This window comes from Dyella sp. C11, assembly GCF_003121485.1.
Taxonomy (GTDB): Bacteria; Pseudomonadota; Gammaproteobacteria; order Xanthomonadales; family Rhodanobacteraceae; genus Dyella.
In genome coordinates this window covers 1-23,827 of sequence record NZ_QAVX01000031.1, presented here as the reverse complement: position 1 = coordinate 23,827, position 23,827 = coordinate 1, and the positions used below count along the sequence as shown (strand labels likewise).

Genomic DNA, 23,827 nt, shown 5'->3' with positions numbered 1-23,827 from the left:
GTGTTTCGATGAATCAAGACTTGCCGAGCAGCTCGCGGATGCGTGCCTCGGTCTGATCGTAGTCTCCCTCGCCGACATGGCGGTAGACCACGTGCCCGTCGCGGTCGATCAGGTAGATGGCCGGCCAGAAACGATTGTTGTAAGCGTTCCAGATCCGGTAGTCGTTATCCATCACTATCGGGTACTTGATGCCCAGCGTGCTGATGGCGTTCTTCAGCGCGCCGACGTCGCGTTCCTCGTCGTACTCGGGCGTATGCACGCCCACCACCACCAGGCCATCGCCCGCATAGCGGTCATAGAGCGCCTTGGTGTGGGGCAGCACGTGCAGGCAGTTGATGCATTCGCGCGTCCAGAACTCCACCAGCACCACCTTGCCCTGCAGCGACTGTGTGGTGAGCGGCGGCGAATTGAGCCAGCGCGTGCCGCCGTCGAAGCCGGGGGCAGCCACGGCCGCCTTGGGCGTTTCGGCGTTGGCATTGTTCCAGCCGCCGGGCCAGGCGGCAGCGAGGGCCGCGCCAAAGGCGGCGACAGCGGCGGCATAACGAAGAAGTTTCATGGGATGACTCCGTGCAGGGACATGAGCGACGGCGCGTGGCGCCGGCGTATGCGTATTGGAGCGCCGCCACTTGTATGGCGCGTGTCCCCCGGAACGGCTTTTTGTATCGGTTTGTATCCGGCCTTCCGGCCCGATCTGGCGCCATCGGCAGCCGCTTTGTATCCGAATGTATCGGGCCGCCGACGCTACACATTTCGATGCCGTTGGGCACGTCGCAGGACACATGAGCGATACGCGGCGGCGGTTTCCTATGCACACCGGCTGATGCACAGCCAACGCATGAAACCACCCACGGAGAACGCCACCATGTCCAACGACACCATCCTCTACACCGGCAAGACCACCACCATCGGCGGCCGCGAAGGCAACGCCCGCAGCGACGACGGCCAGCTCGACATCAAGCTGTCCACCCCGGGCTCCAACAAGCCGGGCACGAATCCGGAACAGCTGTTCGGCGCCGGCTGGTCGGCCTGCTTCATCGGCGCCATGACCCACGCCGCACTGGCCCAGAAGATCCGCCTGCCCGCCGACACCGCCGTCAGCGCCGAGATCGACCTGGCCCGCGGCGACGAAGGTTTCTTCCTCAAGGCCCGCCTCACCGTGTCGCTGCCGGGCGTGGATCGCGCCGTCGCGCAGTCGCTGATCGCCGCCGCACACCAGACCTGCCCATACTCGAAGGCAACGCGCGGAAACATCGACGTCGCCATCACCCTCGCCTGATTCGCTGCCCCATCACCAGGACACCTCCCATGAATCGCACACGCGCCACCCTCGCCGCCACCTTCGCCCTCAGCCTTGCCGCCTTCGCCATCAGCGGCCATGCGGAAGAAGCCAAGAAACCCATGGAAAAGTGCTACGGCGTTGCACTCGCCGGCAAGAACGATTGCGCTGCCGGTCCGGGCACCACCTGCGCCGGCACCTCCAAGGTCGACTACCAGGGGAATGCCTGGGTGCTCGTGGACAAAGGCACCTGCACCACCATCAAGACGCCCAAAGGCTACGGTTCGCTGGAGTCCAAGTCGTGAGCAGCGCGGCATCCCTGCGGGTGCCGGCGGTACGGATGACACCCGCGCGCCTGTCGATCGCCGATCGATGCGCGCGCGTGATTCCCGAATCGCTGTTGCTGCTGGTGGCGCGCCTGGGCGTGGCGGCGGTGTTCTTCCAGTCGGGCCGCACGAAGGTGGAGGGCCTGCTCACCATCAAGCCGTCGACTTACGACCTGTTCGCCTCGGAATACGCGCTGCCACTGATTCCTTCCGACATCGCCGCGCGATTGGCGACGGGTGCGGAACACCTCTTCCCGATCCTGCTGGTGCTTGGCCTGTTCACGCGGACATCCGCCCTGGCCCTGCTGGGCATGACCACGGTGATCGAGATCTTCGTCTACCCCGATGCGTGGCCCACGCACCTGAGCTGGGCCGGACTGCTGCTGCCGCTGGTGGCACGCGGTGGTGGCAAGTGGTCGCTCGGCCACGCCTGGCGCCAGTGGCGCGCCACGCACTGAACTCACCGATTTCTTCTTCGAACTTTCCACCCCGATTCCCGAAAGGACCGCCATGCGCACCCTGTTTGCCCTCGCCATTGCCTTGATCGCCGCACCAGGCCCCGCTCTCGCCGCCGACGCCAAGCCCACGCCCACCACCACATCCGTCCCAGCCGGCGTCAAGAACATCGTGATCGTGCCCGGCGCGTTCGTGGATGCCTCCGGCTGGCGCGTCGTGCACGACATCCTCATCCACAAGGGCTACACCGTCCCCGTTGAACAGCCTCGCGTGGAAACGCTGGCCGACGACATCGACCTCACCCGCGAACTCATCCGTCAGCAGGATGGTCCCGTGCTGCTGGTCGGCCACAGCTACGGCGGCGCCGTGATCACCGTGGCGGGCAACCGCGACAAGGTGAAAGGCCTGGTGTACGTCGCCGCGCTGGAACCCAGCGAAGGCGAAAGCGTGAGCCAGCTGCTGGGCTCGATGCCGTCGCCGAGCAACGACATCGCATCCACCCGCGACGGCCACCTGTACGTTCAGCCGTCCAAATTCCAGGCCGACTTTGCCGCCGACCTCACCTCCAACCGCACGGATTTCATGGCCGTCTCCCAGGCCTATGCGAACGCAGCGGCTTTCAACGCCACCGTGTCCGCCGCTGCATGGCACACCAAGCCCACCTGGGCCGTGGTGACCACGGAAGACCACGCACTCAGCCCGGATCTGCAGCGCTCCATGTACCAGCGTGCCGGTTCGAAAGTCACCGACATCAAGGCCAGCCACCTCGTCTACATCTCGCAGCCCGAAGCGGTGGCGAAGGTGATCGAGGAAGCCGCCACCAGCGTGCGTTGAGCACACCACCTCACGTCCTCCCCGGACTTTACTCACACAGGAAACCACCATGACCACTCTCGCCATCAAGTCGCGCACCAGCCTCGCCTCCGCCGCCGCGCTCGTTGCCCTCGCCGTCTGCTCCATCGCCTCGCCGGTACGCGCCGCGGACCAGCCGGGCGCCAAGGAAGAACCCGTGCGCTGCTACGGCGTCAACAGCTGCAAGGGCCAGAGCCTCTGCGCCACCGCCAAGAACGACTGCAAGGGCCTCAACAGCTGCAAGGGCCAGGGCGTCGTCGTGAAGACCAAGAGCGCCTGCGTCGCCGAAGGCGGCACGCTGACCGAGCCGAAGTGATCGTCCCGCGGAACCCGCGTCGCGGGTTCCGCCTTCTTCCCGCAAGGAGACCCACCATGTTCACGCCACCTCCGACGTTCTCCGGCTACGGCCTCGGCCTGCGCAAGGAGCATTACCGCGACTTCCTCGACACCGATGTGCCGGTGGATTTCGTGGAAGTGATCTCCGAGAACTTCATGGTCGACGGCGGCCAGCCGCGCCAGATCCTTCGGCAGGTCCGCGAACGTCATCCGGTGGCGCTCCATGGCGTGTCGATGTCCATCGGTTCGTTCGACGGGCTGGATCGCGACTACCTGCACCGCTTGCGCGCACTCGCCGACGAGATCCAGCCGCTGTTCGTCTCCGATCATCTCAGCTGGTCGCGCTTGGGCCGCTTCAACTCGCACGACCTGCTGCCGCTGCCGTACACGGAAGAAGCGCTCGATCTGGTGTGCCGCAACATCGACATGGCGCAGGACGTGCTGGGCCGATCGATGCTGTTCGAGAACCCGTCGACCTATGTGTCCTTCGTCGACAGCCCGATGACCGAGTGGGAATTCCTCGACCACATGTCGAAGCGCACGGGCTGCGGCCTGCTGCTGGATGTGAACAACGTCTACGTCAGCTCGCGCAATCACGGCTTCGATGCACATGCCTTCCTCCGCGGCATTCCTGCCGATCGCGTGCGGCAGATCCATCTGGCCGGCCATACGGAAACACCGGAAGTCCTGATCGATACCCATGATCAACCTGTGTGCGTCGACGTTTGGTCGCTGTATGCCGACGCCATGTCGCTGCTCGGCCCGGTCGCCACCATGATCGAGCGCGACGATGCCATTCCGCCGTTGCCGGAGGTGCTCGACGAACTGGCCATCGCGCGCGACATCGGCCGACGCAACATGCGCCTGGCGGAGGCCGCATGAACCTCGCCCGCTGGCAACAGGATTTCCGCGACTGGCTGACGGTGGCATCGAACGACGCTTCACATCGGCTGGTTCACGGCTCGACGACTGGCCTGGACATCTATCAGAACAACTACCGCGCCCAGCTGATGAGCGTGCTGGAAGCGAGCTATCCCCAGGTGTTGGCGCGACTTGGCGCGGTTCTCTTCCGCGACGCCGCCATCAACCACATCGATCGGCACCCGCCGCATGCTTGGACGCTGGACGTCTACGGCGAGAACTTCGAAGACACGCTGCGCAGCCTGCTCCCGCATAACCCCGATGTGCACGAGCTGGCATGGGTCGAGTGGTCCCTGGCCCAATCCTTTGTCGCCGCCGATGCCGATGACGTGTCGAACGATGACCTCGCAAGCGTCGACTGGGAAACCGCTGAGCTTCAGCTCGCACCAAGCCTGCACCTGCGACGCGTCACCACCAACGTCGAAGCCATCTGGTCGGCGCTCTACGACGATACGGAAGTTCCTGAGAGCGAAATGCTCGACGCATCCGGCGGCCTCATTACCTGGCGTCAGGGCACGAGCTGCCGTCTCAGGCAGACCGACGCCACCGAATACGCCGCCCTGCAATCGCTACATGAGGACGCGCATTTCGCTTCGCTCTGCGACGTCCTGGTCGAGCATCTGGGCGAAGACGCCGGCATAGCCCGCGCTGGCGAGCTGCTCGCCAACTGGATCAGCGCGGGCATCGTCATCGGCATTGAATCCCATCACTGAAAGCCATCAACGAAGGAATCCACCATGAAATCCCAACGCACCACGTTTTCGCTGACATCCTGGCACTCACAGCTCGCGGGCGGCGCCGTTCTGCTCGCCCTGGCCATCGTCGGCAATCCACTGCTGGTGGGCGAAGCTGCTGCCGCCACGGCGCCGCAGAACGCAATCATTCAACACGTCGCAGCCCCGGCCATGCCAACGCAGCTGGAAGGCAGTGAAATCGCCGGTCGCGCCGACTGGAACGTCGACTATCCCTCGCAGCTCGAACCTGTTGCATCGACGGCGCAGCCAGACACCGCGTCGTCGAACACGGCCAGCGAAGACGCGACCGATTGCAACTGCGACGTCGCCTCCACCAAGCAATAAATAGCAGCGCGAAGGCTACGCCAACGGGCTGAACCTGAACTCCCGGCGCGCGCCACCCGGTTCACGCACCATCGCGTGCCGGTGCGCACCGGCACCCACCTGTTCAGGCGCGAACTCGACTTCCACGCCCGGCCACGCGGATACGCGGGCAAAGACCTCGCGCAGATCCTCTTCGCTGTCCACCTTGAGGGCAAGATGGTGCAGGCCGATATTCCTGCGTCGATCGAACGCGACGAAACCATCCTCGGTATTGACCTGCCACAACGTCAGCACGGCCTTGTCGTCGGAGACGAACACGGCGGGGTAATCCGGTTTCTCGCCCACGACCTTCCAGCCCAGGCACTCGACGAAGAAGCGCCGCGACAGGTCGATGTCGGCCACGGTAAGGCCGACATGATCAATGCCGCGGGTCAGGGGATGATGTTCTTCCACGATGATGTCCTTGCAGCGTTACACGAGATGCACGTTCAGTCGTTCAACAGGTTTTCCCAACCACGCGGCACCTTGCCGTGGGGTCCCGGCACCGGCTGATCCAACGGGTGATGCAAGGGCGGCCGCAGGCGGGGGCCGTCGAACACCGCGTTGGAGCGGAAGTCGAAAAACCACGGATCGTCCGGCTCGAAATTGGCGATCACCGGATGCCCGGTATCGTGGAAATGATGCCGTGCGTGCTGGCTGGGCGAGCTGTCGCAACAGCCGATGTGGCCGCACTGTGCGCACCGCCTCAGGTGAAACCACCAGCCACCGGTGCGCATGCACTCCTGGCAACCGGTGCCACTGGGTTCGGCGTCGGGGTTGATGCCTTCGTTGCTTGCGTGCATGCCCAAGCTCCTGCGTCGGTGATGGAATGAAGCGGCTCAGAAACCGAGGTCGCTGAGTCCGGGATGGTCGTCCGGGCGACGACCGAGCGGCCAGTGGTATTTTCGTTCCGCATCGGTGATGCGCAGGTCATTGATCGAGGCGTGGCGATGCGTCATCAGTCCGTTCTCGTCGAACTGCCAGTTCTCGTTGCCGTAGCTGCGGTACCACTGGCCCGAGTCGTCGTGCCACTCATAGGCAAAACGCACGGCGATGCGGTTGCCGGCGAAGGTCCACAGCTCCTTGATCAGGCGGTATTCCAGCTCGCGGTTCCACTTGCGCTCCAGGAACTCCTGCGCCTCGGCGCGGCCGCGGATGAATTCCGCACGGTTGCGCCAGTAGGTGTCCGGGGCATAAGCCAACGCCACGCGGGCAGGATCGCGGCTGTTCCAGCCATCTTCCGCAAGGCGCACTTTTTGCGCGGCCGTCTCGGCGGTGAAGGGGGGAACCGGCTGGCGGACTTCCATAAGGCACCTTCGTTCGGGTGGGGAGAGGCAAGCTTAGCGTGGGTTTCATTCACGCTTTGCGAAGGTTGCCCCGCCCCACCCTGCGCGATCAGCGCCTGGTGTCGTTCTTCTCCACGTCGCCGCCCTTCATCACGAAAGCGACATGTTCCAGCTGCGTCACATCGCCCAGCGGATCGCCGCTCACGGCCACCAGGTCGGCGTAATAGCCCGGCGCCACGGCGCCCACCTTGCCCGTCATGCCGAGCAGATCGGCCGCATTGACGGTCGCGGCCTGGATGGCCTGCATGGGCGTCATGCCCCACTTGGTCATCACGGCAAACTGCCTGGCGTTCCAGCCGTGCGGATACACGCCGGCATCGGTACCGAAAGCCATCTTCTCGCCGGCCTTCACCGCGCGCTGGAAATTCTCGCGCTGCAGGCGGCCCACGGTCTTTTCCTTCTCGACGGTGCTGGCCGGGAAGCCCTTCTTGGCGTACTCGCTCAGGATGTAATCGTCGTTGTAGACGTCGAAGTCCAGGTACGTGCCGTGCTGCTTGGCGAGCTTCAGGCCTTCGTCGTCGATCAGGCTGCTGTGCTCCACCGAATCCACGCCCGCGCGGATGGCCATCTTGATCGCCTCGGCGCCGTGCGCATGTGCGGCCACCTTCTTGCCCCAGCGATGCGCCTCGTCCACCACGGCGTTCATTTCTTCCTGCGAGTACTGCGGTGCGCCCACGGAAGCCTCGGCGCTCAACACGCCGGCGCTGGCCATGAACTTGATCACGTCCACGCCGTTCTTCACGTTCTCGCGCACACGGTGACGGATGGCATCGACGCCATCGGCCACGCCGTTGATGTCATGGAACTGGATCCACGGCGAGAAACCCGTGGTGCCATCCGCGTGGCCACCCGTCGCACCCAGCGGCGGCCCGGACACCAGCATGCGCGGACCGGGAATGTCGCCACGGTTGATGGCGTTGCGCAGGGCGATATCCACGTAGTCGTCGGCGCCGAGATTGCGCACCGTAGTGAAGCCGGCATCCAGCGTGCGCTTGGCATACGTCGGCGAAAGAATGGCCGAGTCGATCGAGCTGCGCTTAAGCACGGCTTCGTAATAGTCGCCCTTCACTTCGTTCGGATCGCCGGTGAGGTGCACGTGGCAATCGATCAAACCGGGAAGCAGCGTCGCGCTGCCCAGGTCGATGACGTTGTAACCCGCGGGTACCTGCCCGTCGTAGCGAACCTCGGTGATGTGCTCGCCCTCGATGATCACCAGCGGATTGTCGCGCACCTTGCCGGCCTGCACGTCCACCAGATGGGCGGCGCGTACGGCGATATGGGCCGGTGCGGGCGCATCGTCCGCGAACGCGGCGCCAGCCGAGGCAAGACCGACGGCAATGGCAGCAACAAGGGGCAGCAAACGCATGGTGTTCTCCGTAGCAACGATGAAAGGCGGCGGGTGACACTCCGCCGCCACTCATGGCGCTACGGTTCTGCAATATCCCCCGAAACACACCTTAGCTTAAAAACGTACGCGTCCATCACGACAAGCGGTGGCACTGCGGCGCTGTCAATCGACGGGTGATGCGCGGTGTCGGGCGTTGAATGCAAATACCAGCACCTGCGCCAAGCCACCTCCCGCCAGCATGCCCATCACCACACGGCTGCCCGCAAGGTAAGCCACTGCGCCACCGGCCATCAGGGCGACGAGGAACATCAGGCCGCGCCATCGCTGTGAATGCTGCAGCCTTGCCTCTTCTTCGCGGCGGTTCGCGCGCTCGTGTTGGCGATCCTTTGCCGTCGCCATCACCGCGTTCGCCACCACATCAGCCTGCTCATTCGTCAGCATGTCACCCTCCCTGGTTGCCTGGCATGCCCGGATTCAATCACCCGGATGGTAAGTGCGCTCCACGTGACCCTTCAATTCCTCCGGCCAGAAATACACGGCGCGAAGGTTGCCCGTGGTGTAGCGCTCGGCTTCGTCGTTGAAGTGCGGCGAGTTGGGGTGTCCACTTTCGCCACCCGCCGTGATGGCGCGTGCACGCACCTTGTCGCCGAACTCCACCGCGGCCACGAAACTGTTGCCGCCCGTGCCGTAGTAACGCCGCGTGCCGGGCCAGCGATGCGCACCGAACGAGGCCAGCGAGCCCCAGCGTGATGACGTGAAGGGCACCGGGATGCTTGGCTTGCTGTCATCGAACGGCTGCTGGATGTCGCCGTTGATGCGCTGGTAGCGATTCACTTCACCCCACGGCACACCCCAACTGCCGAAATCCTTCTCCAGCCGCTCGGAGGCTTCCACCAGCGCATCGAGGCGCGCCTTCGGTCCCGCGCGCTCGGCCATGATGTCGTAGACGGAAAGGCCTTCCGACACATCCGACTTGTCCACCTTGTCCCATAACACGTCGCCCCAGAACACCGCCAGCGAGGTGGGCATGGAGGCGATACCCCAGCGGTAGTCCCAGCTGCGCAACAGGGCAATCTGTCCGGCAAGCTGCTTCTTCAACGGATCGCCGGCAGGCAGGGCGTCGTAGTCCTTCACCAGGATCGGGATCTGTCGCGCGAACGCCGGCAGGTATGAATCGAAGGCGGCCGTGATCAACGACGCCAGCGTGAAGTCGCGCTTGTCGCTCAGCACCATGGTGGCGTGGATGCCACGCGGATTTTCGCCGACGCTGTCCATGTAGCGCGGATAGTCCGCGCGCCTGGGACTATCCGGACCCGCCGCCGAATAGGGCCAGTTGTTGGTGTTCATGATCCAGCCATTGGCCGGATTGAGCAGATGCGGCGCGGCATCCAGCGGCAGCAGCCCTTGCCAGTCCGTGGCGGGATCGCTGCCGTCCACCGGCTTGGTGTAATCGAATCGGTTGTCGCGCTTGGGAATGAATTGCGGATGCAGGTACGCGATCTCGCCCTTGTCGTCCGCAAAGATGGTGTTGTTGGACGAGTTGGCCTTGAGCTCGGCGACTTTCATGAAGCTCGCATAGTCCGTGGCCTTGGTGCGCAACCAGCTCTGCTCCAAAGCTTCCATCGGCTTGTTCATCAGCGCGGTGGCCATCCACTTGCCATCCGCCTCGCGCACGATGGGACCGTGATGCGTCGCGTAGGTGGTGAACGTGCGATCGCCCATCGAACCGTCGCTCTTGCGATACGCAACGGTGATGGACCGCGTGGTGACGGGCCGCGTTTCCTTGCCGTACCGATACGCCAGCTTGCTGCCGTCATGCACGATGGTTTCGGCAAACTCGTCCACCACATCCGCCGTAGTGGAGGTGTGCATGAAGCCGATGTGCTTGTTGAAGCCCTGGTAGATGAAGAACTGGCCCCAAGTCACCGCACCATAGACATCCATCCCCGTGTCGCTCGACATCTGCAGCTCGGAACGGAAGAAGAACGACGTGTGCGGATTGATCAGCAACAACGCGTGACCATCGGCCGTGAGCCTGGGTGCAATGGCAATGCCGTTGGAGCCGGTCGGCTCCACCCAGCTCGATGGCGTATCGACGAACGCCACCGTGTCGGTGGGCTTGCCGTAGAACGCCTGCAAGTCCTTCAGGGATACGCGCTCGATGTCGCCGCCGATGCTGCCTTCGGTAAAGCTCAACGCCATCCACGGTTCGAAGTGCGCGATCACACGCGGATGCACATCGGGATGGGTCGCCAGGTAATAGTTCAGGCCATCAGCCCACGCATCCATCAACTCACGCAGCCACGATGGGCTCTTCGCGTAGATGCGTTTCAGCTCGGCGGGATCGATCCACAACTGTTGACGCAGATCGGACCAGATCGCCGCCTCGCCTTCCGCTTTCGCCAACCAGCCCAGCGAATTGAGGTAGTTCGTCTCGACGCGATTGAAGTCGTCTTCCGCCTGCGCATACGCCATGCCGAACACGGCATCCGCATCCGTTCTGCCATGGACATGGGCGATGCCCCAGTCGTCGCGGGTGATGGTGACGGCGGCGGCTTCGGACTTCCACCGAACGGTGTCACTGGTTACTGCGTGCGCCGGCAACGCGCCGGACAACCCAAGAAGCACGCAGAGCGAAAGCGCGTACTTCGCGTTACGGGGCAAGACAGTCGCTGATCTCATGAAGGGTCCGTTGCACACAGATGTTCCATAACCTTCCTACGTCGTCATCCCGGCGCAGGCCGGGATCCAGTGGCAGGGCGACGATCGAGGCCGATCGCAACTGGATTCCGGCCTGCGCCGGAATGACGATCGTGAGGGTCACGCCGTCCTGCAGTCTTACGGCATCGTCAACACATTATTCGTCCGATCCGCATCCGGCAGATTGTGCTCCGGGTCCAGCGTCAACCTGGCGATCTTCTTCGACGTATGCAGCGCCATCTTCGGCATGGCACTTTGGCGCCACATTTCCACCGGTACACGCACATCTTCGTGGCTGCCGTCGGCATAGTCGATGCGCAGCGTCGCCGGCATCACCAGCTTCTGCTTGCTGGCGAAGTTGACCTGCGCGCCCTTGGCCGGATCGTTGTCCACGTAGCTCGCGCCCGTGATGGCCATGTCCAGCTGCCAGTTGTTGAGGTACCAGCCGCGCCACCACCACGACAGGTCTTCGCCCGCTTCGCTGCTCATGAAGCGGAAGAAGTCCGACGGCGTGGGATGGTGATACGCCCAGGTGGCGATGTACTTGCGGAACGCCGGGTCAAAGCGTTCCGGTCCCAGGATCTGCTCGCGCAACAGCACCAGGCCAAGTGCGCCCTTGAAGTAGCTCACGGAGTGACGGTATTTCTCGGAAACGGAATCCGCCGGCGCCATCAGCGTGGGTGCGTTTGCATCGGCCAGCAGCGGCAGGATTTCATCCACCGGGTTGCCGCCCTTGGGCGCGTATTCGCTGTCGCGCTTGGGCGCGAATTCGCCCTTGTTGAACGCGTCGGAGGCATAGATGTCGATGAAGGTGTTGAAGCCTTCGTCCATGAACGCGTTGCGGCGTTCGTTGGAGCCCACGATCATCGGGAACCAGCCGTGGCCCAGTTCGTGCGCGGTGATCCAGAACAGCATCGGGCCCTTGTCGTCGTAGCCGTCGAACACGATGCCGGGATATTCCATGCCTGCGCCGTGACCACCCAGGTTCACCGCGGCCGGCCACGGATACGCAAACCACTTGGACGAGAAGTGCTCGATCGAACCCTTCACGTATTCGGTGGAACGGTTCCACGCCTCCTTGCCCACGCCTTCCACCGGATACACCGACATGGCCAGCGCGTGCTTGCCTTCAGGAAGATTGATGCGCGCCGCATCCCACACGAAGGCGGGCGACGCGGCGAAGGCGACGTCGCGCGTGTGGTCCATGTGGAAGCGCCACGTCTGCGTGCCATTCTGCTTGGGATGGCTGGAGGGGTCGTTCACTTCCTCCGGCGAGCGAATCATCACGGTGCTGTCGCTCTGCGCTGCCTGCGCAAGACGCTTCTGCTGCGTGGCGGTAAGCACTTCGCTGCCGTTGGTGAGCGCGCCCGAACCGGCAACGATGTAGTTAGACGGCACGGTGACCGCGTAGTCGATGTCACCGTATTCGAGATAGAACTCCGAACCGAGGTACGGCTGCGTGTCCCATCCGCGCAAGTCGTCGTAGACGGCCATGCGCGGGAACCACTGGGCGATCTCGTAGATGTCGCCGTTCCTGGTCGGCGTGACCGCGGTGCGGCCACCCCACGTGCCCGGCACGGTGTAGTGGTAGCGGATGCGCAGCTTGGCCTGCTTGCCGTTGCTGGCCAGCGCCTGCGCCAGGTCCACGCGCATGCGCGTGTCGTCGACAAGGAAATGCACCGGCTTGCCGTCCACTTCCACCGCGTCGATCTGGTAGCCATCGGTGGACTCACTGCGCGGCGCGCGCGGCGACGTGAGTGTGCCGCGTGAATCGCGGCGGTAGATGTTCTGGTCCAGCTGCACCCACAGCACATCCAGCGCATCCGGGCTGTGGTTGGTGTAGCTGATGGTCTCGTCGCCGCGCAGCGTATGCGTGGCGGGCTCGATGGTGGCCTGGATGGCGTAGTCCACGCGGTTCTGCCAGAACAGCGGACCCGGCTTGCCGGCGCCACTGCGGAAGGCGTTGGGCGCGTCGGGCAACGAGAGCGGCGCAAACAGCGCCTGGGGATCGAAAGCGGCGTCCGTGCCGTCGGCGAAGGCCGGAGCGGCAGCGCCGCCAGCCGCAAACAGGCCGGCCACCACGGCGCCGGCCAGGACGAGCTTCTTCATCAGGCGATTTCCTCTAGGTTCCCCAGAAACGAACACGACACTATAGGCACCGGGCCCGGCCGTGAACCGGGTCAGTGGTCATGGGGGGAGGCCGCAGCTTCATGCGACCCGGGCCGGGCCAGCGCGGCCGAGGCGGTACAATGGCCGCATGAGCACTCCCGAACACTCCCCGCTCGGCAAGACCACCGTCTACGCCGACCGGTATGACCCCTCCCTGCTGTTCCCCATCCCACGGCAGGCCAAGCGTGACGAAATCGGCGTGACCGAACCGCTGCCGTTCCACGGCGAGGACGTGTGGAACGCCTATGAGCTGTCCTGGCTGGACGAGCGCGGCAAGCCGGTGGTGGCGCTGGCCGAGTTCCGCGTACCGGCCACCTCGCCGAACATCATCGAGTCGAAGTCGTTCAAGCTCTATCTCAACGGCTTTTCGCAGGAGCGTGTGACCGACCGTGGTGAACTGGTCGCTACGCTCACGCGCGATCTTTCCGCTGCCGCCGGTGCGCCGGTGGCAGTGACGCTGACCGACGCCCAGGCCCGCGGCCATGCCGTCACGGATCTCGATGGCTTGCTGGTGGACGAACTGCCGGTCGACATCGACGACTATGGCCCGCCGCGCGCGGACCATCTCGTGATGGAAGACGGCAAGGGTGTCGTCGAGGAAACGCTGGTATCCAACCTGCTCCGCTCCAATTGCCCGGTCACCGGCCAGCCGGACTGGGGCAGCGTGCAGGTTCGCTATCGCGGTGCGGCGATCGATCACGCCGGCCTGTTGCGCTATCTCGTTTCGTTCCGCAACCACAACGAATTCCACGAGCAGTGCGTGGAGCGCATCTTCGTGGACGTGATGCAGCGTTGCCGCCCGGAACAGCTCAGCGTGTATGCGCGCTACACGCGCCGCGGCGGACTGGACATCAATCCCTACCGCAGCACCGGCAAGGAAACGCCAGGCAATCCGCGCGGTGCGCGGCAGTAATGCAGGCGGGTCGTTAAGACGACGTCGACTCTGAAGCGCGCAGTAATCGCAGCTTCAGTCCATCGGCGCTAGCCTCGGTTGAACAGCGCGGCAGGCCACGCCAGCCGCGCATGTCCGTTACCAGCCATGGGGTCAGTCAATGAACATCCAGCCACGCAACACGGCCTTGTACTGCGCGACCCTTGCCGGACTGCTTGTGCTGAGCGCGTGCGGCAAGAACGACGAGGCTTCCAACACCACGCCCACCACGCCAGCCACCAGTGCCCCCGCGCCGGCCGTACCGGCACCGACGACGTCGGCACCGGTGATACCACCCGCCAGTGCGCCCACGCCCGCCAGCACCGCGCCGGCGCCCGCGGACACCACCGGCAAATCAGCCAGCGTGAGCACGGGCGGCGACATCCGCATCGCCGCCGTCACCATCGGCAGCCAGGTGGATGCGGCACATGCCATCAGCAAGGAACAGCGCTCCTTCGCGCCGGAGGACAAGGCCATCTACGCGAGCGTCGCCACCATCGGCAACACCGACAACGCCACGCTCAACGCGAAGTGGAGCTACGTCGACGGCAAGGACGTGCCCTTCAGCAGCACCACCGAATCCATTGCCACCGACGGCCCGGCCATCACCACGTTCAAGGTGCAGAACCCGAACGCCTGGCCGAAGGGCAGGTACAAGGTGGTGATCTCGCTCAACGGCAAGCCGATGGCATCGGAAGATTTCGAAGTGCGCGGCTGAGTTCCTTTTGCGGCATTAAAAAAAGGCGCCGTCATGGCGCCTTTTTTCTTCCATCACAGCGCCCGTTTCCATCGATGCATGCGTACGCCGGCAATTACCTGCAGCACGCCATAGACCAACGCCGCGGCACCGATCCAGATGGTGACGGTGAGCAAACCCGCCACCGGATACGCCGCGAACAGCACACCCAGCAATACCGCCAGCACGCCGCTTAGCGCGATCATCCATTCGCCGCGGATTTCCTTGCGCACGCGGAAGGCAAACACGATGCGGTAGATGCCTGCCACGATCAGCCATGCCGACAGGAAGATCAGCAGCACGTTCACCACGGCCAGCGGATGCCAGATGGCAAGCAGGCCGAACACGATGGATGCCACCGCGTACAGTGCCAGCCAGCCTCGCGACATTGCCACGTGGCGATTGAACAGCGCGAACAGGCTGATGATGCCCTCCGCCAGCGCCATCACGCCGAACGCCCAGGCCAGCGCAATGGCCGTGCTGCCGGGCCACAGCAGCGCGCTGATGCCGAACAGGATGGAAATGACGCCATAGATCACCAGCAGCCAGCCTGTGCGGCTGATGCCGTGATGCAGGATGGAACTCATAGTCGCGACTCCTTGATGTTGAAGGACGAGCCGAAACGGCCCGCGGTCACCACGAGTGGATACCAACGATTCCTGCAGGCCCTGCGGCCGCTTCCCCTTCGTCGCGCGAGGCGCCGAGACACCATCCACGCATTCCGCATGTCGACGCAACGCGAATGCCGTCTCAGTCAGGCACATACGCGCATGAACCTGCGCGCCGGGTCGCAACATCGGCGGCACGCACACTTAACTGACAGGCTGCTCGAATCGATCCCGTCATGCGCATGGCACCCAACCCACACCCGATGAGGATCAATCAATGAATCAAGACACCATCCAGGGGCATTGGAAGCAGCTCAGCGGCCAGATCAAGCAGCACTGGGGCAAGCTCACCGATGACGATCTGAAGGTTGCGGAAGGCAATGCCGAATACCTGTCCGGCAAATTGCAGGAGCGCTACGGCATCGCGCGCGGTGAAGCGGAGAAGCAGGTCAAGGCATTCGAAAAAACGCTGCGTCACTGATGCCGCCACCATCGTCCGGGCCCGCCTGCTCCCGGGAGCAGGCGGTCCGTTACGACATCAAAGCGTATCGAGGGGAATCTTCAGGTAACTGACGCCGTTGCCTTCGGCGGCAGGCATGCGGCCCGCACGCATGTTCACCTGTACCGACGGCAGCAGCAGGCGCGGCATGGACAGCGTTGCATCCCGCTCGGTGCGCATGCGCACGAACGATTCCTCATCCGTGCCGTCGTGCACGTGGATGTTCGCGCGACGCTCTTCGTCCACCGTGGTTTCGTGCGCGAACACGTCGCGATCCTTGGTCTTGTAGTCGTGGCAAAGGAATACGCGCGTAGCGGCGGGCAGGGAAAAAATGCGCTGGATGGAATGAAACAGCGTGCGCGCATCGCCACCCGGGAAATCGCAGCGTGCCGTGCCGTAGTCCGGCATGAAAAGCGTATCGCCCACGAACGCGGCATCGCCGATCACGTGCGTCATGCAGGCTGGCGTGTGGCCGGGCGTGTGCATGGCGACCGCTTCGATGCTGCCCAGCATGTAGTGCTCGCCATCCTTGAACAGATGGTCGAACTGGCTGCCGTCGCGCTGAAAGTCACTACCCGCGTTGAAGATGGTGCCGAACGTTTCCTGTACCTGGCGGATGTGCTCACCAATGGCGAGCTTTCCACCCAGGCGCGACTGCACATACGGCGCGGCCGACAGATGATCGGCGTGCACGTGGGTGTCGATCACCCATTCCACCACCAGCCCGCTCGCATTGACGAAATCGATCAATGCATCGGCGGATACGCGGCGCGTACGACCCGACACCGCGTCGTAGTCGAGCACGCTGTCGATCACCGCCGCCTTTTGCGTGGCCGGGTCCCACACCACGTAGCTGAAGGTGTTGGTGGATTCGTCGAAGAAAGCCTTTACGTCAGGACGGTTCACGGCGCTACCTCATGAATAAGCAATGCGGCGTCCGCCCCTGCCGGCATTCGCGAATGCACACCATACCGAAACCCCGCGTGTCCGCGCGTCGGCAACATGGCTTAGACCCACCCGAAAAGCACAAAGCCCGCACGAAGCGGGCTTTGTCTACAAGATGGCGCGCCCGGAGGGATTCGAACCCCCGACCAATGGCTTCGGAAGCCACTACTCTATCCGGCTGAGCTACGGGCGCATGATGCAGAAACCGGCGCGAACCCTTCGGTCCGGGACACGGCGGACGCGCAGTATAGCGAACTTGGGGGGAGGAGCCCATGTGGGTGGAATTTGGGGAATTTCCGGGCGTTGTCGCCAGGTTGCCCCCTCGCCCCAACCCTCTCCCCAAGGGGGAGAGGGAGCAGAGCGGCGTGCCTCAGCGCGCCTTGAGCAGTTCCGACAGGCGATCCGCCTTGCCTTCGATGCGCTCCAGATGCGGGTACTTCAGGCCATCGTGGTAGTCGATGCGCAGCGTCTTGTACTCGTCGAAGTTCTTCACCAGCAGTTCGACCGGCTGGTTCTTGTCCTTCGCCGCCGCCGTCACGGCGTCCTTGAGCACATCGCCGGAATATTCCTTGCCGTTCACCGCGATCACCTTCATGCCCGGCGACAGGCCAGCCTTGAAGGCGGGGCCGTCCCACAGCACGTCGGCGATGTCGCCGCCCTTGGCCATCGACACGCCCAGCGAATACACCAGGTTGGTGCCACCCGTGCGGGCCTCGACGGCCTTGGCGGCGTCGGACGGCTTGTCGTTGTAGACCAGCTTCCAGCCATTCGCCTCGAAGCCGCCGATGATCGGGCCGTGGCCATCCAGGCGCTCACGCAGGTAGGTCGTCCAGTCGTACGGTGCGATGTCGTTGAGCGTCTTCACTACGTCTTCGAACGTGTAAGTGTTGACGTCCCACTCGCCGTTCTTCACACCGAAGAAGGCCTTGGCGAAATCGTCGATGGAGCGCTTGTCGCTGGTGAGGTCACGCAGCTTGCCATCCACGTCGAGCCAGATCATCTGGCCGCCGGAATAGTAGTCCTCGCTCATCTGGTAGTTGCGGTACGGCAGCGGACGACGCATCGCGATGATGGGATCGTTGGTGGTGTCCTGGATATTGCGCCACTGCTGCAGGCCAGGGCGGCCGCGATCGTACGTGGCAGCCACGTTGGCCAGCATGTCCAGCGCCTGATCCTGCTTCCACAGGCCCGAGCGCGCGGCCATCACGTAGCCCCAGAACTGCGTCTGGCCTTCGTAGACCCACAGCAGGCTGTCCTGCATGGGCACGTTGAAGTTAGGCGTGGCCAGGTCGGCGCCACGGCGGTACTTGCCGTCCCACGAGTGGTTGAACTCGTGCGGCAGCAGGTCGCGCATCACCATGCTCTTGTCCCACTCGGTGAAGTAGCCCGGGCCCACGCCGTTCTCGCTGGAGCGGTGGTGCTCAAGGCCATTGCCCGACATCTTCTCGCTCAGCGAGAACAGGAAGTCGTAGTGGTCGTAGTGGTGTGCGCCGTACAGCTTGTACATCTGCTGCACCAGGTTCTGGTGCAGCTTCAACTGCTCCGGCTTGATCTCCAGGTACTTCGGATCGTCCGCGACGATGTTGAGGAACACCGGCGTCTTCGCACCCGGATCAAGATCCACGCGCTTGAAGTACTTGCCGGCGTAGATCGGTGAGTCGACGAGGTCGTCGTAGTTGATCGGCTTGAACGACACCGTGTCGCCGTTGCGCGAGGCCACTTCCAGCGCACTGCCGAACTGCCAGCCGGCCGGGAACGTCACGGTGGTTTCAGCCTGGATCTGACGCGCAACATAACCGGCCGGATACAGCGACACCGAATTCCACTGCAGGTTGAGCATTTCCGGCGTCATCACCACGCGGCCCTGGCGCATGTCCTGCGAGGAGAGGAACTGGAATTCCACCTGCACTTCGCTTGCGCCCTGAGGCACGTCCACGTGGAACGCAAACACGTTGAGCGGATCGCGCTTCCACGGAATCACCTTGCCGTTGGCCTTCACCACCAGGCCGGCGAGCTTGTCGATCGAACCCGTCGGCGAATGGTTGCCCGGCAGCCACTGCGGATACAGCAGCGTGAGGGGACCCGCCTGCGCCGGCACCGTTTCGTGCACGCGGAACACGCGATGCGCGATGTCGGTGGCGTCCACGTTGATCTTCAACGTGCCGTTGAACGGAATGTCCTGCGGCGCAGGAACATCGGCGAGTGCCGCGAAGCTGCCCAGGCCAAAGGCCGAGGCAAGGATGGCGGAAGCAAGACGCGAGGCTTTCAAAGAGGTTCTCCTGATGGATCGATGTCGTTCAGTGCGGCTGCCTGCACGACACATGAACCTCTGATGCTAGTCCCCGTTGACACATGGCACCCCCTGCCATTGGTCATGGAGGTGTATGAACCTCTCCCTTCCGCAAAACCATTCAAGGGTTTCGCACAAGTTAAAAACCCGTATCCTTTTTTCACCGCGATCCCCACGCGGGCTGCAGCGACTTTCCCCCTTTGTTGTCGCTGCGGATCACAAAAAATAGATGGAGCATTCCATGAACAAGATTCTTCTTGCGGCCGCCTTGGCCGTGGTCGCTGCTGCGCCTTTTGCTGCCCAGGCCGACGAAAGCAATCAGCTCGACAACTTCTTCGTTGCCGGCAACCTCGGCCAGAGCAACTACCGTCTCGGCGGCGTCTCCGACAAGACCGACGTGTTCCAGAACGTTCGCTTCGGCTGGCGCTGGAACGGCATCGTCGGCGCCGAAGTCGGCTACGCGTACCTGGGCAAGGTCAAGAACGACTTCGATTTCGCCAGCGTCTCGGCCAAGCCGCGCGTGGCGCAGATCGGCATCAACGCCAAGTACAACTTCTACAACAACTGGTTCGTCACCGGCCACGGCGGCTATCTGCGTTCGCGCACCACCGGTGCAGTCACCGTGGGCGACGAGACCGCATCGCAGCGCAGCTGGAACAACGGCTGGTACGCCGGCGCCGGCGTGGGCTACGACCTGACCAAGAACGTTGCGCTCGGCCTGAACTACGACAACTACCACATCAAGTACGGCCGCGCGGGTGCGCAGGAGTCGCAGGTGAATGCCAACGTGGCCACCTACTCCGCCTCGGTGGAAGTGAAGTTCTAAGCGTCACGTTTGCCATGCAGACAAGAAAACGGCCGCGAAAGCGGCCGTTTTTCTTTGCATATCGTTTGCGGCTTTTGTGGGAGCGCACCCTGTGCGCGACAACCACGCGACACCGCACATCCACCCGCAGTCGCGCACAGGGTGCGCTCCCACAGAAACTTCGACTACTGCATCTTTTCCAGCTTGCTGTGCCGCATGCCATAGGTGAGGTAAACCACCAGGCCAATGCTCACCCAGATCAGGAACACCTTCCACGTGATGGCCGGCAGCTCCGCCAGCAGCCAGATGGAGAACGCGATGCCGACCAGCGGAATCAGCGGCACCCACGGCGTGCGGAACGAACGATGCAGATCCGGCTTGCGCTTGCGCAGGATCATCACCGACGTGCAGATCACGATGAAGGCCGACAGCACGCCGATGTTCACCAGCTTGGCGACTTCCTCGATCGGCAGCAGGCCCGCCACCAGCGCCGTGAACACACCCAGCACCACCGTCGGGCGATGCGGCGTGCCGTAACGCGGGTGCACGTGCGCGAACCAGCCCGGCAGCAAACCGTCACGCGACAGCGCGTACCAGATGCGCGTGGCGCCCAGCATGAAGGCGAACAGGACGCTGATCAGGCCGAACACGGCCGACACCGACACCGTCAACGCCACCCAGTGCAGGCCCAGGCCCTTGAAGGCATCGGCCACCGGCGCGTCGGTATTGAGCGTGCTGTAGTGCGCGATGCCGGTCAGCACCATCGACACGGCGAGATACATCGCCATGGAAATGCCCAGCGACAGCAATACCGCACGCGGCAGGTCGCGCTGCGGGTTCTTGGACTCTTCCGCCGCCGTGGTCAGCGTGTCGTAGCCGAACACCGCGAAGAACACCACCGCCGCCGCTGCGCCCACGCCCTGGAAACCGAAATGGCCCACGCCATCGGCACCGATCACGCGCTCGGGAATGAAAGGCACCCAGTTGGCCGGGTTGATGTAGAACGCGCCAATGCCGATCACCAGCGCCACGGCAGCCACCTTGATGGCCACCACCAGCGTGTTGAAGCGTGCGCCCCACTCGGTGCGGAAGATCAGCAGCGCCGACACGCCGAGCGTCACCAGCGCGGCAATGACGTTGAACACATGGCCTTCGCCCGTGCCAATCGCGCCTTGCGCCCATACCGGTATGTGGATGCCCATGCTGGTCAGAGCCGATTGCACGTAGCCGGACCATCCGATCGCCACCACCGCGACGATCAAGGCGTACTCCAGCAATAAGTCCCAGCCGATGAGCCACGCGGCCAGCTCGCCAAGCACGGCATAACCGTAGGTGTAGGCACTGCCGGTTACCGGAATCATGCCGGCGAACTCGGCGTAGCAAAGCGCCGCCGCTGCGCTGGCAATGCCCGCGATCAGGAAGGACAGCGCCACCGCAGGGCCGGCATTGATGGCCGCCTGCTTGCCCGCCAGCACGAACACGCCGACGCCGATAATGCCGCCGATACCGATGGCCGTGAGTTGCCACAGGCCCAACACGCGACGGAAATCGCCACGCTTGCCGGCCTCCGCCTGTAACAGCTCCACAGGCTTGTGGCGCACCAACTTGCTAAGGAAACCCATCGGCTCATTCCCGGGAAAACGAGCCGCGATCATAACGAATGCCTCCGCCCCTGCCATGCTGCAGCTGCGCGGTAGTGCCATAGGTCCTAGCCGGGAATGGGATTCCCCGAGCCCGCGCGGCCAGCCGTAGAAACGGCCAGCCAGCCCAGCACCAGCGCGCTGACGGCGGGAATGGCGACCAGCACAGCCACCACGCCGAGGTCCAGGTGCGGCACGCCGAACCAGCCGCCCGTCAGCAACGGGACGGCTGCTGTCGCAAGCAGGCGTGCGAATTCCAGGACCACGCCAATGCGCCGCCCTTCGGTCAACGCCCCCAGCGCGGCCAGGCTAAGCACCAGAAAGGCGGCGTAACCGACCAGCGTCGCTGCCGGAAGATGCTTGGCCAGATCCAGGAACTGCACCGCCATGCCGAGCAGCAACGCGAACTGCACCAGGCTGTAGATCGTCAAGCCACGCGACAGCGGCGGGACGAAACGCTCACGCGCGATATCGAACGCCGGCTTGGGAAAGCGCTCCGCCACATCGGCGGGACGCCAGCCCGGCGGCTTCAGCCACACCAGCAACTTGTCGCGCCAGCGACGCGCGTGCCATGCGTCCTTGGCCGTGGCCCAGTACACCTCGGCGTTCGCCCACAGCGGATTCCAGCTGCGCAACGGCGAGCGTGTGCCGTAAATCGGCGGATCCTTGTCGTCTTCTTCGATGAACGTGCCAAACAGGCGATCCCAGAGGATCAGGATCCCACCGTAATTCCGGTCAAGGTATTTGTCGTTCACCGCGTGATGCGCGCGATGGTTGGACGGCGAGCAGAACACGCGGTCGAACCAGCCCAGGCGCCCGACCAGTTCGGTGTGCACCCAGAACTGGTAGAGCAGATCGATCAGCGCCACCACCACGAACACTTCCAGCGGATAACCGATAACCGCCATCGGCAGGTAGAACAGCCATCCCAGCAACACGCCGCTGCCCGTCTGGCGCAACGCGGTGGAAAGGTTGTAATCCTCGCTCTGGTGATGCACCACGTGCGCCGCCCAGAGAATGTTGACTTCGTGGCCCATGCGATGCAGCCAGTAGTAACAGAAGTCGTAAAGCAGCAGCGCCGAGATCCACACCCACACGCTGCTGGCCGGCAGCGCAAAGATGGCGAAGCGTTCCACGCACCATGCGTAGATGCCCAGCGTCAGCAGCTTGCTGAAGACCGCCACGATCTGCGAGATCACGCCCAGCCCGAGGCTGTTGATGGCGTCGCTGCTGTGATACACGCGGCGGCCACGCAGTTTCGCGACCAGCAGTTCCAGCGCGATCAACGCGAAGAACACCGGCGTGGCCCAGGTGATGATGATTTCCTGCGTATTCATGGTCGCTCAACGACTCCCGCGAACCGATCGCGCCAGGCACCACAGTGCCGTGTAATACGTGGCCAGCACCCACACCGTCGACAGCGGAATGACGAAGCGGAAGCGGTCCCAGGCCAGCAGTGTATCGCTGACCATGAAGACCAGCGCACCCACCATCGACCACTGCGCCGAGCCTGTCAGCACATCCGCCGCATGACGCCGCGCGCGTACCACGGCCTGGCCACCCATCGCCGCCAGCACTAGCACGTACACCACCACCGGCAGATGCAACGCCGCCGGCAACGACGGCCACAACGCCCACAGGTTGAAGGCGCCATAAGCCAGGCAAGCGAGCATGCCCCACGGCCTTTCGGCAAAGCGGCTGTCGCCCAGCATGCCCACGATGAAACACACGTGCGCCAGCAGAAACGACACCAGCCCCTGCACGAATGCGTCCTGCGGCAACATCAGGAAGACGTCGCCCGCCAGGGAAAACACGATGCCCGCCACGATCCAGCGCCGATAGCGCGGCGACACCACCGGCGCAGCGCGCAGCGCCAGCCACAGGATGAGCAACGTCGTCAGCGGCTTGCACACCCAGTGCAGCCATCGCCAGCCATCGATCTCACCAGCAACGGCGAACGTGCCACCCACGATGGCACCCATGCCCGCCAGCACCACCGCAATATCAAGCCCTGGCGACGAGGCGCGCCCCACTGACGCGTTTGAAACAGACATGCATGGATTCCCCGATCCATCGAACTTCATGGATGGTAGAACCAACCGCTTCCGCAGCCCTGTCGCAACGCAAAAAAATGCCCTCCCCGATGATCGGAAGAGGGCTGACAAGAAGTGGGCAAGCCGGCGGGACGGCGGTGCCCTCTCCACCTTCCACAACGGGAAGGCCTTGCACAGGGGGTGTCCCGAACGCCACGGGGCGCTCTCATACAAGGACCGCGGCAAGGGGTCTTAGTTCTGGTGGGGGGATGGTTCTTGGCCGGAAAGATCGACGCCTCGCTTCGCCGCCCCTGCGGCTGGCAGCCGCTTTTGCCTTTTGCCTTTTGCCTTTTGCCTTTTGCCTTTTGGTTTTTGGCTTTTGGCTTTTGGCTCTTGGCTCTTGGCTCTTGGCTCGTGGCGGTCGCCCGTATGGAATCGGCTCTTGCGTGTAGCCATGTGACTCTGGGGAAGATCTTACGCGGGGAGCTCGAGGGGGGCGGCGGATGGTGTCGT

The 23,827-nt window shown here is 63.8% G+C and carries 27 protein-coding genes, 1 tRNA gene and 1 pseudogene; 13 read left to right on the top strand and 16 right to left on the bottom strand.

Annotated features, from left to right (window positions below; translation table 11 throughout):
- Window positions 1-13 precede the first annotated feature (13 nt).
- Entirely contained in the window at window positions 14-556 is a 543-nt protein-coding gene (locus tag DK366_RS20095) for a redoxin family protein (RefSeq protein WP_109127341.1), read from the bottom strand.
- A 306-nt stretch (window positions 557-862) separates the two neighbouring features.
- Between DK366_RS20095 and DK366_RS20090 the strand changes: the two genes are divergently transcribed.
- Genes DK366_RS20090 through DK366_RS20055 form a run of 8 tightly spaced genes read left to right on the top strand, consistent with a single transcriptional unit; the run spans window position 863 to window position 5,246 of the window.
- Window positions 863-1,276 carry an organic hydroperoxide resistance protein gene (locus DK366_RS20090; protein WP_109127340.1) on the top strand — a complete coding sequence of 138 codons (414 nt, stop codon included), beginning with the start codon at window positions 863-865 and terminating at the stop codon, window positions 1,274-1,276.
- 29 nt (window positions 1,277-1,305) lie between these two features.
- On the top strand, window positions 1,306-1,581 hold the full coding sequence (locus DK366_RS20085) for a DUF2282 domain-containing protein (protein WP_109127339.1): 276 nt from the start codon (window positions 1,306-1,308) through the stop codon (window positions 1,579-1,581).
- Window positions 1,578-2,060 (top strand): DoxX family protein, encoded by a 483-nt coding sequence (locus tag DK366_RS20080; RefSeq protein ID WP_198651640.1) that lies wholly within the window; start codon window positions 1,578-1,580, stop codon window positions 2,058-2,060. The genes DK366_RS20085 and DK366_RS20080 overlap by 4 nt, the downstream gene beginning before the upstream one ends.
- A gap of 52 nt (window positions 2,061-2,112) precedes the next feature.
- Window positions 2,113-2,892 (top strand): alpha/beta hydrolase, encoded by a 780-nt coding sequence (locus DK366_RS20075; protein WP_109127370.1) that lies wholly within the window; start codon window positions 2,113-2,115, stop codon window positions 2,890-2,892.
- A 49-nt stretch (window positions 2,893-2,941) separates the two neighbouring features.
- Window positions 2,942-3,226 carry a hypothetical protein gene (locus DK366_RS20070; protein ID WP_109127337.1) on the top strand — a complete coding sequence of 95 codons (285 nt, stop codon included), beginning with the start codon at window positions 2,942-2,944 and terminating at the stop codon, window positions 3,224-3,226.
- A gap of 56 nt (window positions 3,227-3,282) precedes the next feature.
- Complete coding sequence (locus DK366_RS20065) at window positions 3,283-4,128, top strand: DUF692 domain-containing protein (RefSeq protein WP_109127336.1); 846 nt, start codon at window positions 3,283-3,285, stop codon at window positions 4,126-4,128.
- On the top strand, window positions 4,125-4,880 hold the full coding sequence (locus tag DK366_RS20060) for a putative DNA-binding domain-containing protein (protein WP_109127335.1): 756 nt from the start codon (window positions 4,125-4,127) through the stop codon (window positions 4,878-4,880). The genes DK366_RS20065 and DK366_RS20060 overlap by 4 nt, the downstream gene beginning before the upstream one ends.
- 24 nt (window positions 4,881-4,904) lie before the next feature.
- Complete coding sequence (locus DK366_RS20055) at window positions 4,905-5,246, top strand: hypothetical protein (protein ID WP_109127334.1); 342 nt, start codon at window positions 4,905-4,907, stop codon at window positions 5,244-5,246.
- A gap of 15 nt (window positions 5,247-5,261) precedes the next feature.
- Here DK366_RS20055 and DK366_RS20050 read toward each other — a convergent pair whose 3' ends face one another.
- From DK366_RS20050 to DK366_RS20020, 7 genes are all read right to left on the bottom strand, one after another.
- Window positions 5,262-5,678, bottom strand: coding sequence for a VOC family protein (locus DK366_RS20050; protein WP_109127333.1), 417 nt, complete (start codon window positions 5,676-5,678; stop codon window positions 5,262-5,264).
- A gap of 35 nt (window positions 5,679-5,713) precedes the next feature.
- Entirely contained in the window at window positions 5,714-6,067 is a 354-nt protein-coding gene (locus tag DK366_RS20045) for a UBP-type zinc finger domain-containing protein (protein ID WP_109127332.1), read from the bottom strand.
- A 36-nt stretch (window positions 6,068-6,103) separates the two neighbouring features.
- Window positions 6,104-6,571, bottom strand: coding sequence for a nuclear transport factor 2 family protein (locus tag DK366_RS20040; RefSeq protein WP_109127331.1), 468 nt, complete (start codon window positions 6,569-6,571; stop codon window positions 6,104-6,106).
- A gap of 88 nt (window positions 6,572-6,659) precedes the next feature.
- Entirely contained in the window at window positions 6,660-7,976 is a 1,317-nt protein-coding gene (locus tag DK366_RS20035) for an amidohydrolase family protein (protein WP_109127330.1), read from the bottom strand.
- 144 nt (window positions 7,977-8,120) lie between these two features.
- On the bottom strand, window positions 8,121-8,399 hold the full coding sequence (locus DK366_RS20030; RefSeq protein ID WP_109127329.1) for a DUF3325 family protein: 279 nt from the start codon (window positions 8,397-8,399) through the stop codon (window positions 8,121-8,123).
- Between the two features lie 33 nt (window positions 8,400-8,432).
- Window positions 8,433-10,640, bottom strand: a complete 2,208-nt coding sequence (locus tag DK366_RS20025) for a penicillin acylase family protein (RefSeq protein WP_109127328.1) — start codon at window positions 10,638-10,640, stop codon at window positions 8,433-8,435.
- 156 nt (window positions 10,641-10,796) lie between these two features.
- Window positions 10,797-12,767, bottom strand: a complete 1,971-nt coding sequence (locus tag DK366_RS20020) for a M1 family metallopeptidase (protein WP_109127327.1) — start codon at window positions 12,765-12,767, stop codon at window positions 10,797-10,799.
- A gap of 148 nt (window positions 12,768-12,915) precedes the next feature.
- Here DK366_RS20020 and queF point away from each other — a divergent pair, with 148 nt between their 5' ends.
- A complete protein-coding gene (queF, locus tag DK366_RS20015) occupies window positions 12,916-13,740 on the top strand; it encodes an NADPH-dependent 7-cyano-7-deazaguanine reductase QueF (RefSeq protein ID WP_109127326.1) in 825 nt (274 codons plus the stop codon).
- Window positions 13,741-13,872: 132 nt separating this feature from the next.
- Here the strand turns inward: queF and DK366_RS21635 are convergent, their stop codons facing one another.
- Window positions 13,873-14,142: a hypothetical protein gene (locus tag DK366_RS21635; RefSeq protein WP_232821133.1), complete on the bottom strand. Its 270-nt coding sequence runs from the start codon at window positions 14,140-14,142 to the stop codon at window positions 13,873-13,875.
- On the opposite strand from DK366_RS21635, the gene DK366_RS21630 reads away from it, so the two are divergent.
- Window positions 14,123-14,476: a hypothetical protein gene (locus DK366_RS21630; RefSeq protein WP_232821132.1), complete on the top strand. Its 354-nt coding sequence runs from the start codon at window positions 14,123-14,125 to the stop codon at window positions 14,474-14,476. The two genes, DK366_RS21635 and DK366_RS21630, sit on opposite strands and share 20 nt — an antisense overlap.
- A 53-nt stretch (window positions 14,477-14,529) precedes the next feature.
- On the opposite strand, the gene DK366_RS20005 is transcribed toward DK366_RS21630, so the two are convergent.
- A complete protein-coding gene (locus DK366_RS20005; protein WP_109127324.1) occupies window positions 14,530-15,081 on the bottom strand; it encodes an HdeD family acid-resistance protein in 552 nt (183 codons plus the stop codon).
- A gap of 298 nt (window positions 15,082-15,379) precedes the next feature.
- Here DK366_RS20005 and DK366_RS20000 point away from each other — a divergent pair, with 298 nt between their 5' ends.
- Complete coding sequence (locus tag DK366_RS20000) at window positions 15,380-15,583, top strand: CsbD family protein (protein ID WP_109127323.1); 204 nt, start codon at window positions 15,380-15,382, stop codon at window positions 15,581-15,583.
- Between the two features lie 57 nt (window positions 15,584-15,640).
- On the opposite strand, the gene DK366_RS19995 is transcribed toward DK366_RS20000, so the two are convergent.
- The 3 genes from DK366_RS19995 to DK366_RS19985 form a co-directional block, all read right to left on the bottom strand.
- Window positions 15,641-16,507 carry an MBL fold metallo-hydrolase gene (locus DK366_RS19995; protein WP_109127322.1) on the bottom strand — a complete coding sequence of 289 codons (867 nt, stop codon included), beginning with the start codon at window positions 16,505-16,507 and terminating at the stop codon, window positions 15,641-15,643.
- Between the two features lie 155 nt (window positions 16,508-16,662).
- A tRNA-Arg gene (locus tag DK366_RS19990) sits at window positions 16,663-16,739 on the bottom strand.
- 177 nt (window positions 16,740-16,916) lie between these two features.
- Entirely contained in the window at window positions 16,917-18,815 is a 1,899-nt protein-coding gene (locus DK366_RS19985; RefSeq protein ID WP_109127321.1) for a M61 family metallopeptidase, read from the bottom strand.
- A gap of 262 nt (window positions 18,816-19,077) precedes the next feature.
- Here DK366_RS19985 and DK366_RS19980 point away from each other — a divergent pair, with 262 nt between their 5' ends.
- Complete coding sequence (locus DK366_RS19980; protein WP_157956632.1) at window positions 19,078-19,662, top strand: porin family protein; 585 nt, start codon at window positions 19,078-19,080, stop codon at window positions 19,660-19,662.
- Window positions 19,663-19,826: 164 nt separating this feature from the next.
- Here DK366_RS19980 and DK366_RS19975 read toward each other — a convergent pair whose 3' ends face one another.
- The 3 genes from DK366_RS19975 to DK366_RS19965 all read right to left on the bottom strand — a co-directional run bounded on the left by DK366_RS19975 (window position 19,827) and on the right by DK366_RS19965 (window position 23,335).
- Entirely contained in the window at window positions 19,827-21,263 is a 1,437-nt protein-coding gene (locus DK366_RS19975) for an amino acid permease (protein WP_109127319.1), read from the bottom strand.
- An 86-nt stretch (window positions 21,264-21,349) separates the two neighbouring features.
- Entirely contained in the window at window positions 21,350-22,618 is a 1,269-nt protein-coding gene (locus tag DK366_RS19970; RefSeq protein ID WP_109127318.1) for a sterol desaturase family protein, read from the bottom strand.
- A gap of 6 nt (window positions 22,619-22,624) precedes the next feature.
- Window positions 22,625-23,335, bottom strand: a complete 711-nt coding sequence (locus DK366_RS19965; RefSeq protein WP_198651639.1) for a lysoplasmalogenase — start codon at window positions 23,333-23,335, stop codon at window positions 22,625-22,627.
- Window positions 23,336-23,590: 255 nt separating this feature from the next.
- Here DK366_RS19965 and DK366_RS21625 point away from each other — a divergent pair.
- Window positions 23,591-23,827: pseudogene (locus DK366_RS21625) on the top strand (hypothetical protein); the annotation flags it as partial.

Excerpts from the sequence above, each read along its gene's own strand:
- DK366_RS20095 (WP_109127341.1), bottom strand. The coding sequence starts at position 556 with ATGAAACTTCTTCGTTATGCCGCCGCTGTCGCCGCCTTTGGCGCGGCC.
- DK366_RS20090 (WP_109127340.1), top strand. The coding sequence starts at position 863 with ATGTCCAACGACACCATCCTCTACACCGGCAAGACCACCACCATCGGC.
- DK366_RS20085 (WP_109127339.1), top strand. The coding sequence starts at position 1,306 with ATGAATCGCACACGCGCCACCCTCGCCGCCACCTTCGCCCTCAGCCTT.
- DK366_RS20075 (WP_109127370.1), top strand. The coding sequence starts at position 2,113 with ATGCGCACCCTGTTTGCCCTCGCCATTGCCTTGATCGCCGCACCAGGC.
- DK366_RS20070 (WP_109127337.1), top strand. The coding sequence starts at position 2,942 with ATGACCACTCTCGCCATCAAGTCGCGCACCAGCCTCGCCTCCGCCGCC.
- DK366_RS20065 (WP_109127336.1), top strand. The coding sequence starts at position 3,283 with ATGTTCACGCCACCTCCGACGTTCTCCGGCTACGGCCTCGGCCTGCGC.
- DK366_RS20060 (WP_109127335.1), top strand. The coding sequence starts at position 4,125 with ATGAACCTCGCCCGCTGGCAACAGGATTTCCGCGACTGGCTGACGGTG.
- DK366_RS20055 (WP_109127334.1), top strand. The coding sequence starts at position 4,905 with ATGAAATCCCAACGCACCACGTTTTCGCTGACATCCTGGCACTCACAG.
- DK366_RS20045 (WP_109127332.1), bottom strand. The coding sequence starts at position 6,067 with ATGCACGCAAGCAACGAAGGCATCAACCCCGACGCCGAACCCAGTGGC.
- DK366_RS20040 (WP_109127331.1), bottom strand. The coding sequence starts at position 6,571 with ATGGAAGTCCGCCAGCCGGTTCCCCCCTTCACCGCCGAGACGGCCGCG.
- DK366_RS20035 (WP_109127330.1), bottom strand. The coding sequence starts at position 7,976 with ATGCGTTTGCTGCCCCTTGTTGCTGCCATTGCCGTCGGTCTTGCCTCG.
- DK366_RS20030 (WP_109127329.1), bottom strand. The coding sequence starts at position 8,399 with ATGCTGACGAATGAGCAGGCTGATGTGGTGGCGAACGCGGTGATGGCG.
- DK366_RS20025 (WP_109127328.1), bottom strand. The coding sequence starts at position 10,640 with ATGAGATCAGCGACTGTCTTGCCCCGTAACGCGAAGTACGCGCTTTCG.
- DK366_RS20020 (WP_109127327.1), bottom strand. The coding sequence starts at position 12,767 with ATGAAGAAGCTCGTCCTGGCCGGCGCCGTGGTGGCCGGCCTGTTTGCG.
- queF (WP_109127326.1), top strand. The coding sequence starts at position 12,916 with ATGAGCACTCCCGAACACTCCCCGCTCGGCAAGACCACCGTCTACGCC.
- DK366_RS21635 (WP_232821133.1), bottom strand. The coding sequence starts at position 14,142 with ATGTCGCCGCCCGTGCTCACGCTGGCTGATTTGCCGGTGGTGTCCGCG.
- DK366_RS20005 (WP_109127324.1), bottom strand. The coding sequence starts at position 15,081 with ATGAGTTCCATCCTGCATCACGGCATCAGCCGCACAGGCTGGCTGCTG.
- DK366_RS20000 (WP_109127323.1), top strand. The coding sequence starts at position 15,380 with ATGAATCAAGACACCATCCAGGGGCATTGGAAGCAGCTCAGCGGCCAG.
- DK366_RS19980 (WP_157956632.1), top strand. The coding sequence starts at position 19,078 with ATGAACAAGATTCTTCTTGCGGCCGCCTTGGCCGTGGTCGCTGCTGCG.
- DK366_RS19975 (WP_109127319.1), bottom strand. The coding sequence starts at position 21,263 with ATGGGTTTCCTTAGCAAGTTGGTGCGCCACAAGCCTGTGGAGCTGTTA.
- DK366_RS19970 (WP_109127318.1), bottom strand. The coding sequence starts at position 22,618 with ATGAATACGCAGGAAATCATCATCACCTGGGCCACGCCGGTGTTCTTC.
- DK366_RS19965 (WP_198651639.1), bottom strand. The coding sequence starts at position 23,335 with ATGTCTGTTTCAAACGCGTCAGTGGGGCGCGCCTCGTCGCCAGGGCTT.